5 protein-coding genes are annotated in these 6,147 nt (G+C 64.8%); 4 read left to right on the forward strand and 1 reads right to left on the reverse strand.

Annotated features, from left to right (window positions below):
- Positions 1–1,061 (reverse strand): oxygen-dependent tRNA uridine(34) hydroxylase TrhO (trhO, locus tag AC4FAH_RS08590; protein ID WP_490245900.1); only part of this gene is annotated, 1,061 nt, incomplete at its 3' end.
- 329 nt (positions 1,062–1,390) lie between these two features.
- On the opposite strand from trhO, the gene AC4FAH_RS08595 reads away from it, so the two are divergent.
- The 4 genes from AC4FAH_RS08595 to AC4FAH_RS08610 all read left to right on the forward strand — a co-directional run.
- The gene (locus tag AC4FAH_RS08595) at positions 1,391–2,182 is read left to right on the forward strand and encodes a formate dehydrogenase accessory sulfurtransferase FdhD (protein WP_052384488.1); all 792 of its coding nucleotides are present in this window, start codon (positions 1,391–1,393) and stop codon (positions 2,180–2,182) included.
- A gap of 15 nt (positions 2,183–2,197) precedes the next feature.
- The gene (locus AC4FAH_RS08600; protein WP_490245901.1) at positions 2,198–4,585 is read left to right on the forward strand and encodes an FdhF/YdeP family oxidoreductase; all 2,388 of its coding nucleotides are present in this window, start codon (positions 2,198–2,200) and stop codon (positions 4,583–4,585) included.
- Between the two features lie 174 nt (positions 4,586–4,759).
- The gene (locus AC4FAH_RS08605; RefSeq protein WP_043333215.1) at positions 4,760–5,200 is read left to right on the forward strand and encodes a VOC family protein; all 441 of its coding nucleotides are present in this window, start codon (positions 4,760–4,762) and stop codon (positions 5,198–5,200) included.
- A 285-nt stretch (positions 5,201–5,485) separates the two neighbouring features.
- Positions 5,486–6,147: hypothetical protein (locus tag AC4FAH_RS08610; protein ID WP_490245902.1), on the forward strand; the 662-nt coding region annotated here is incomplete at its 3' end.

A 6,147-nucleotide genomic window follows, 5' to 3' on the forward strand; every position in this document is an offset into this window, starting at 1 on the left:
CGGGCGGCTTCACGCTGCTGCTGCTTGGCATCGCGCCGTGCCTGCATCTGGGCGACGGCGTCCATGCCCAGATGGGCTTCGCCACGTTCTCTGGCGAGGCGAATCTGGTTCTCGCGCTCGGCGAAGCGCGCCTTCTGGGCGTCGCTCAGCTTGTCGTAGCAACGCGGGCAGCTGACGCCTTTCTGGTAGCGCTCGCTCTGCTTGTCTTCCTCGGTGATCGGCAGGCGGCAGGCATGGCACTGATCGTACTGGCCGGGGCGCAGCTGATGGTCGACGGTGACGCGCTCATCGAACACGAAGCACTCGCCCTGCCACAGCGTCTCTTCCTCGGGCACCTCTTCCAGGTACTTCAGGATACCGCCCTTGAGGTGATAGACCTCATCGAAGCCCTGCTCCTTGAGATAGGCCGTGGACTTCTCGCAGCGGATGCCGCCGGTGCAGAACATCGCCACCTTGCGGTGCTGTGTCGGGTCCAGCTCGCGCGAGACGTAGTCCGGGAAATCACGGAAGGCAGTGGTGTTCGGGTTGACGGCACCGGCGAAGGTCCCCACTTCCACTTCATAGTCATTGCGCGTGTCGATCAGCAGCACCTCAGGATCGGAAATCAGCGCATTCCAGTCCTTCGGCTCCACATAGGTCCCGACGGTGTGACGCGGGTCGATGCCCTCGACGCCCATGGTGACGATCTCGCGCTTGAGCTTGACCTTGGCGCGCAGGAAGGGAGCCTGCTCGGCCAGTGACTGCTTGGTGTCGAGCTCGGCCAGACGCGGGTCGCTGGTCAGCCAGGCGAGCAGCGCATCGATGCCGGCGCGTGAGCCGGACACGGTGCCGTTGATGCCTTCGCGGGCCAGCAGCAGGGTGCCGCGGATGGCGTGCTCGTTCATCACCGCCAGCAGCGGGTCGCGCAGCGCCTCGAAGTCCTCGAGGGTGACGAACTTGTAGAGCGCGCAGACCACATGCTGCGGCGCCAGCGGGCTGGGGCGGGCGGAGGCAGACGTGCTGGTCAGCTGCGGGGCGCTGGCCTGATCAGATGCGGCAGTCAGGTCGGGAGTGTCGGTCATGCGAAGGTCCTCATGCGGGCCGGAACGTAAATCCGGAGCAGGATGATCGAGAGATGAGAGCGGCCGGCGGATAGCGCGACAGCAGGCGCACCCTCAAGGGTCGGCGACGCATTTTACGCGACTCGCGCGCGAATTTCTCGCCCGCCGCGATGGCCCGCATGCCTGTCACCGGCCGGACGTCATCTTCATTGGCGGTGTCTATCAATTGGCGGCTCGGCTCAATTGGTCGCCCTCATGGCATGGCGGTAGGATATTCCCATATTGCGCAGAGGTCGGGTGAGGGTTGCGCGCACCTTTCTCGCCACGCATCTGCGCCACGGAGAGCCGTAATGAAAGATTCGCTCTATCAACAGGCGCCAGGCGCTGCAGGCTATGCGGATGCCCGCGAGGTGCCGCTGCGCGAGCTGGATGGCCCATCGGAGCTACCGGTGAGTCTGGCGCTCAATGACACCGCGATGGGCACCTTGCTGGCCAGTCCAGAGGCCCTTGAGCCGCTGGCGCTGGGGCATGCCTTCACCGCGGGCTGGATCACGCGGCGTGACGAGGTCTCGGCGATCCATCTCTCGCGGCTGCGTCATGGGCTGGCGGTGCGCCTTGAGGTCAGTGACTCGCTGGCGCGCAAGGCCGAGCGTCATCAGCGGCGTGAGAGCAGTGTCTCGAGCTGCGGCGCCTGTGGCGTGCAGGACGAAGCGGAGCTGATGGCGGGACTCATGCGTCTGCCGCCACGAGCAGCGCTGGCGCCCGATGCGCTGATGCGTGGGCTGGAACGCCTGGAGCGCGCCACGCGCCGCGGCATGCATCTGGCGCTGGGGCTGGACGCCGAAGGCGGTCTGATCTCGCAGGGCGCCGATATCGGTCGCCACAATGCGCTGGACCGCGTGATCGGCATGAGTCTCGACAGCGGTGTGTGGCCCGAGGCCTTGCTGGTGTCGAGCCGCTGCAGCCTGGAGCTGGTGCAGAAGACCATCCGTGCGCGCATTCCGACCCTGATCACCCTCGCGGTGCCCTCGCGACTCGCCGTCGAGACCGCCCGCGCCTGCGACCTCAATCTGATCTGTGCCCACCGCGGGCGTCGACTCGAACTGCTCAGCGGTCACGCTGATCGCCCCCGTTCATCCTAGCCAGTGGATCCTGACATGACCGACATTGCTGCCCCCGAGATCGAGACGCCTGCGTCTGCCAGCCTGCCCCGCGAGGATGCGCAACAGACGCGTCATCCGCGCATTGCCGCCTATTCCGGGCCGGCGGGTGGCTGGGGCGCACTCAAGAGCGTCGGTCAGCATGTCAGTCACTCCAGGGCGCCGTGGAAGAGCGTGCGCTCCCTGCTCAAGGCCAATCAGGACAAGGGCTTCGACTGCCCCGGCTGTGCCTGGGGAGACCCGGAACACGGCTCCTCCTTCGAATTCTGCGAGAACGGCGCCAAGGCGGTGGCCTGGGAAGTGACCGCCAAGCGGGTCACGCCGCGCTTCTTCGCGCAGCACACCGTCACGGAGCTGCTGGGCTGGGACGACTTCATGCTCGAGGATCAGGGGCGTCTGACCGAACCGATGCGCTACGACGCGGCCAGTGATCGCTATACGCCGATCAGCTGGGACGCGGCCTTCGAGCTTGTCGCCGAGCACCTCAGCGCGCTGACGTCGCCGGATGAGGCGCTGTTCTATACCTCGGGGCGTGCCAGCAACGAGGCGGCCTATCTCTACCAGCTGTTCGTGCGTCTGTTCGGCACCAACAATTTCCCTGACTGCTCCAACATGTGCCACGAGGCCAGCGGTGTCGGCATGAAGGCGAGCCTCGGCGTCGGCAAGGGCACGGTGCTGCTGGAGGACTTCGAGCACGCCGATGCCATCTTCGTGTTCGGTCAGAACCCCGGCACCAATCACCCGCGCATGCTGGGTGATCTGCGGCGTGCCTCACGGCGTGGCGCACGCATCGTCAGCTTCAATCCGCTGCGTGAGCGGGGGCTGGAGCGCTTTGCCGACCCGCAGTCGCCGCTGGAGATGATGACCCTCTCCAGCCAGCCCATCAGCCATCGCTATTACCAGCCACGCATGGGCGGCGACATGGCGGCGGTGCGCGGCATGGCCAAGGCGCTGTTCGCGATGGAGGCGCGGGGCGAATTCACGCGCGCCGCCAGCTTCATCGAGGCGCATACCCGGGGCGTCGAGGCCTGGCAGGCGCTGGTCGAGGCGACCGAGTGGGCAACCCTCGAGGACCAGTCCGGCCTGACGCGCGCTCAGCTCGAGGAGGCGGCCGCCATCTTCGCCAGTGCCGACAACGTCATCTGCACCTGGGCGATGGGCATCACCCAGCATCTGCATGCCGTCGAGAGTGTGCGCGAGATCGTCAATCTGCTGTTGCTCGGGGGGCACTTCGGCCGTCCCGGTGCCGGTGCCTGTCCGGTGCGTGGCCATTCCAACGTCCAGGGCGATCGCACCATGGGTATCGACGAGAAGGCGCCCGCCTGGCTGATCGAGGCGCTGGAAGCGCGCTACGGCGTCAGCATGCCGCGTGCGCAGGGCTACAACACCGTGGAGAGCCTGGCGGCGCTGGAGCAGGGCAAGGCGAAGACCTTCATCGCGCTGGGTGGCAACTTCACGCGTGCCACGCCGGACAGCGAGCGGACCGAGGCCGCGATGCGCAACCTCGAGCTCAACGTCCAGATCAGCACCAAGCTCAACCGCAGTCATCTGGTGATGGGCAAGCAGACCGATGCGCTGATTCTGCCGTGTCTCGGTCGCAGCGAGATCGATCGCTCCTCGCAGGTGGCTTCCCAGCACATCAGCGTCGAGGACTCGATGTCGATGGTGCACTCCAGTGCCGGCATCAAGGCACCGGCCAGCCCTGAATTGCGCTCCGAGCCCGGCATCATCGCGGCGATCGCGCGTGCCACCCTGGCGCGCGTGCTGCCGGCGCGAGGTATCAGTGATCCGGTCGATTGGCAGGCCCTGAGCGAGAACTATGATCTGATCCGTGACGAGATCGCGGCGGTCATCCCCGGCTTCGCGGACTTCAATGCGCGGCTGGCACACAAGCGCGGCTTCCACCTCGCCAATCCGGTTCGCGAGCTTGCCTTCCCGACCTCCAGCGGCCTGGCCGAGTTCTCGCACATGCCGCTGCCGGAGTCGGTGATGCATCAACAGCTGGCGCGGCGTGACGGCTGGCTGACGCTGCAGACCATGCGCAGCCACGATCAGTACAACACCACCGTCTACGGCTACAACGACCGCTATCGTGGCGTGTCCGGTCAGCGGCGGGTGATCTTCATCAATGGCGAAGACCTGGCGCGGCTGGGGCTGGCCGACGGTGATTGGGTCGACATGCTCGGCGAGCCGCGTCCGGACGGCAGCGAGCGACGTGCGCCACAGTTCCGTCTGGTCGAGTACGACATCCCGGCCGGTTGCATCGGGGCCTACTATCCGGAAACCAACGTGCTGGTCGCGTTGGAAAGCCACGGCGCTGATACCGGCACGCCATCCTCCAAGGCGGTGCCCGTGCGTCTGGAGCGCAGTTCACGCATCGCCTGATGGCGCGAGACGCCAGCAGCAGGGTGCATGCATCACCACACTGCCGTGCCGCGAGGAGACTCGTCGCGCGGCAGTCGTGTGTCTAGAATATTCCCGTGCGCCGAGCCAGCTACGCTCGGCACACGTCTTTTCCGTCCTCAGTGCTGCCCCAACCACCGTTCAAGAGAGTGATCCATGCAATATCTGCACACCATGCTGCGTATCCGTGATGTCGACGCTTCACTGCATTTCTTCCGTGACCTGCTCGGCATGGTCGAGATCTCGCGCAAGGATTCCGAGAAGGGCCGCTTCACGCTGATCTTCCTGGCAGCCCCGCAGGATGCCGAACGTGCCCGCGAGATGCAGGCGCCGATGCTGGAACTGACCCATAACTGGGACCCGGAAGAATACGAAGGTGGGCGCAACTTCGGCCATCTGGCCTATCGCGTCGAGGATATCTACGCTACCTGTCAGCATCTGATGGACAACGGCGTGACCATCAATCGCCCGCCGCGTGACGGCCACATGGCATTCGTGAAGAGCCCGGATGGGATTTCGCTGGAGCTGCTGCAGGCCGGTGACGCCCTTGCGCCGCAGGAACCCTGGGCCTCCATGAGCAACACGGGCAGCTGGTAAGCAAGCAAGGCCGCATGTTGACGTGTGCGTAAGCGTCGCATCCAGGCAACGCAATAGCCGAATTATGACTGGTGCATCGCCCAGCAGGGCTTATGATGTAATGAAGTTCATAAGCCCCGTAGCATGATGTGTGACATGTCGTGCTCGGCCTTTGTGGAGTGCCATCGCGGCAGGCAGCTATACCTTCTTCCTTTCTCTTGCTGCCCGCCTGCCGCGATGTTGCACCTCCTTGAGTCGCGTGAGGGACCGCCACGCGGACACTGCCTAGCTGGCAAGGATTGCCTGATGCCGAGAGTCATAAGCGCCTGGCTACGTCATGAGCCACGATTGCTCGCCGTGGAGCATCGTCGTTTCTACCATGCCTATCTTTGGGTCTATCTGATGCTGATGGGCCTCTTCGTGTTGTGGGTTCCCTTCTTCACTCTCTTCAACGAGTCGCGGCTGGCATTCGCCAGCGGCATCATGGCGCTCGTGTCCGTGCTGGGCGTGATGCTGCACCGGGCGCATCAGTTGACGCTGGGCCTGGCCCTGATGATGAGCGCCTTGACGCTGATGGCCTGGCTCTCGGTTTTCTGCTTCGGGCTCTCGGCGGGCTATGAGTACTATTTCTTCATCGTGATGGCCGGCATCCACCTGGCCCCGCTGGCGGCGCGTGTTCGAGTGGTGACGACACTGATGCTGTTCATGGCGGCTGTCTCGGCACTGATGGTCTCGCCAGTCCTGCATGAGGGCGGCGTCCTGTCGGCCTGGGTGCTGCAATCGACCAATCTGTTCGCGGTCTTTCTGATGATGGTCACCTTCCTGTGGCGCATGCTGGCACTTACCGAACATTTCGAGCGTCAGTATCTGAAGGATGCCAGTCGTGATGAGTTGACCGAATTGCTCAATCGCCGCCAGATATTGCGCCACGCCGAGGACTGGTGGCGTGACGGAGTGCCCTGTGCGGT

This window comes from Cobetia sp., assembly GCF_983723665.1.